Annotated in this window: 3 protein-coding genes; all 3 read right to left on the bottom strand. The window is 39.6% G+C overall.

What is annotated here, in order from left to right; genetic code table 11:
- A partial coding sequence (locus J7K93_08240; GenBank protein ID MCD6116990.1) for a right-handed parallel beta-helix repeat-containing protein occupies positions 1-1,079 on the bottom strand: 1,079 nt, incomplete at its 3' end.
- Between the two features lie 8 nt (positions 1,080-1,087).
- A complete protein-coding gene (locus tag J7K93_08235) occupies positions 1,088-2,629 on the bottom strand; it encodes a DUF362 domain-containing protein (protein MCD6116989.1) in 1,542 nt (513 codons plus the stop codon).
- Positions 2,629-3,163, bottom strand: a 535-nt coding sequence (locus J7K93_08230; protein MCD6116988.1) for a hypothetical protein, incomplete at its 5' end; no start/stop codon positions are given. The genes J7K93_08235 and J7K93_08230, both read right to left, overlap by 1 nt.

The following is a 3,163-nucleotide window of genomic DNA, read 5'->3' as shown; positions in this document are numbered from 1 at the left end:
AGAACAATATTGTGGTCACTGCTTGACACATAGTTAGTTTCTCCAATCCTAATCCCCATATTTGGGCTGCCGCAAACAATATTCCCCTCTCCCGGGCTGGAACCCCCTATAATATTATAACTTGATCCATAACGAATATCAAATCCGTCCCCTTTACCTGTTGTACCATTTGCAAGAAGAACTGTACCTGTCACATCTACGCCCATGTAGTTGCCGATTACAGTGTTGCTGTCTGCATATGTCATGTGAATTGCATCTCTGCCGTTACCGGAGATAATATTTCTTTTATCAGCATCAGAGCCGCCTATAATATTGTGCTTTCCATAAGATATCCATATTCCGCTGTGTTTACCGTCACTAGCATTGGGTATACTGAATTTACCTGAAGGATCAGTTCCTATGTAATTACCGGTTATGACATTACTATCGGAAAGTACCGTATAAATTCCGTTTTGGATATTCCCTGAAATTATATTTCTTCTCTCCTCTCCTCCCCCTCCGATTATAGTACTTCCTGCGTATCTCGATATATAAATTCCAGTCAGATTAGGCATTGCATTCTCTCCTGCAGGATCAGTACCTATGTAATTCCCACATATCTCATTATGCTGTGCAGTTGAATTTCTGAATCTTATGCCAAATGACTTAAAACCTGAAATTACCAATCCGGATATCTTATTTCCGGATGACATGATAAGAAATCCTATCGCCTGATTCGGATCCGTTATGTCCCCTCCATAAATTAATACTTCCGGCCCTTTGGTATTTTTGTTTCCCATATTAATTGTCTGTGACTCACCGCTCACCCATGTACTGTCGTCATAAAAAACAGGGAGCATTGTCTGTGGCCTGATCCACCATACAGCACCGTCAAATCCTGTATCAGTATCAGGGATATTAAAAACTATGGTATCAGCAGCCCCTGCATGTTGATTTGCCTCTGTAAGAGCCCATCTTAAACTCCCATCACCATTATCTGCCGTAGAAGTAACAACATACGTATCTGCAGATAAAAATCCTGAACAGCTCGTAATCAGCAGTATAATTAAAAATATCAATATATTTCTTTTTTCCATCATAGCCTCCTTTAAAACTTCGTCCTGAAAATTTTAATTGTATATTTTTTTCTTCCTGAAATAATCCTGCATAAATATCCTCCGGGTGCAGCCTTTCTGCCGTACTCATCCCTCCCGTCCCACTCAACGAGATAATCACCGTAAGAAAAATTTTTCTTGTTAATCAATCTTTTAACTTCACGGCCTCTTATATTGTAAATTATCAATGAGACCACGCCTGCATTCTTTATATTAAATGGTATAGTTGTTTTGTTTGAAAATGGATTCGGATAATTCTGCCCGATTGAAAATTCGTAAGACCCTGTCGTGTAACGCTGCTCATCTATAAATGACTGTTCAAAATCATACACATGTCTCTGTATATACTTCTCATCAATTATTCCGCCGCTCTCTTTTGCACACTCTTCAAGATACTGCCTGAAAGGCCTGTCTGTTCTGTCAGGATCGTGATAAGAATAGTGATCAAAATCCTCAGGTGTATTCGGCCAAAGCACGTACTTTGCCCCCCAGTAGTCCAGAGCAACAGGGTCAACTCCCCCAAGTAGGGTATGGACTTGTACAGCCTGCTCAGGCACTATTCTGGAGCCCCAGCCTACCCATTCAGCAGTGACAATATTCAAATCCGGTTTCCGGGTTTCCCTCATAAAAGTACCGAGAGCGCCTCCCATTGCCCTGACATCAATATTGTTCGCATCTTCATAAATTATTCCATGAAAATTATAATATTCCTTATCAACAAGCCATCCTGTATCATTACCCGGAAGTTCCACAATTCCCATTATATTTTTTACAGAACTCGTGACCCCGAAAAAATGATGATTCAGCCCTGCCATATTAATAAGCTTGACTTTTCTGTTAATGTAACTCCCATTCTGCCATGCACCGTTTTTAAGATCAATAGTTATTCCGCTGTATGACGAAGTAAAAACAGGATAAGTCATTAATGTCTTTCTTCCTTCATATTCGTACTCAGGGCCGGTCATGACATAACCGTCTCCCTCTGAAGGCCCTGAAACAATTTTTCCGCCGTTCTCCGTATTGAGCCAGTGGTACTTTGTTACATTGGAATATCCTCTTCCCTGAAACAGCTCTATTAACTCACCCATATTATTAGCCTCAGGATCGCCGTTAATTTTATTGTCTTTAATCCAGCCCCTTGAATACGGTGTTGGTTTTTGATGATTTTCTGCAACGATTACTTCTCCGTTGAATCCTGAAATATCAAGCACCATCTCAATCAGTTTTTTCATCACAGAAATATTTGTAGTTCCCTGGTTCCACCACTGGCAGTTTGGTTTAAGCACAACTATATCATCAGGGGAAATTATAGACTCAATTCCTCCCAGCATATCTATAAGTTTTTCAAGATTCTTCTCCGGAGTGCCGTTTTTTACAACATAAACCTGAGCGCTGCCTCCAAAAGATTTAAGCTTTTTCCCGAATGCGCTGTTAATACGGTTTAATCCGAATAGAACTATTCCGCTTCCGGAAATAGTTTTTTTAATAAAATCACGCCTTGTTATTTTCTTTTTACTTAATCCGGCAGAACACATTAATTTATCTCCGTTTCCGTGGACCCGGCTTTCATTAAAATATGTTTTAAAATCATCACGAGATACCTCGGATAACTTCTTCTGTCTTTTAAAATCTTATAATTATTTTTGGAGTAATAAAATCCTCCTCTTTTATTCTGGCTTTTAAGAAGAAAAGAATATGCTCTTTCAGATAGTTCGGTATAATCTCCCAAACCCATATTGTCGGCAGTCAGAAGCGCAGCAGCAATAGCCGCAGCGTAGTAAGGAACAACAGGGGTTGATTTAAAGCAGTTGTAGCGTGAATGGCCGTCTTTTTCAACACCTGTTGAAATAAATCGTGCAAGCCCTTTCATAATATCATAAACATCACTATTTTGAGTAATACCATAAAAAGTTGCAAGGTCCATTAACTGAAAGCTGTTGTATTGAAAACATAAAAAATGTTCCCGTCCCGGAGTGTCAGGTGTTTCAAATGCGTAGGGAAGCTCCCCGCTCTTTTTTTGAGCATACTGCAGAAATCTAATCATCTCTTCAGCATATTTAAGATGCTTT

It is taken from the genome of bacterium (assembly GCA_021158245.1).
In the GTDB taxonomy this organism is placed as follows: Bacteria; Zhuqueibacterota; QNDG01; order QNDG01; family QNDG01; genus QNDG01.
Note: the sequence above shows the minus strand (reverse complement) of the source record. Positions and strands in the feature narration are given on the sequence as shown.

Coding starts and splice junctions, on each gene's coding strand:
- J7K93_08235 (MCD6116989.1), bottom strand. CDS start 2,629: ATGTGTTCTGCCGGATTAAGTAAAAAGAAAATAACAAGGCGTGATTTT.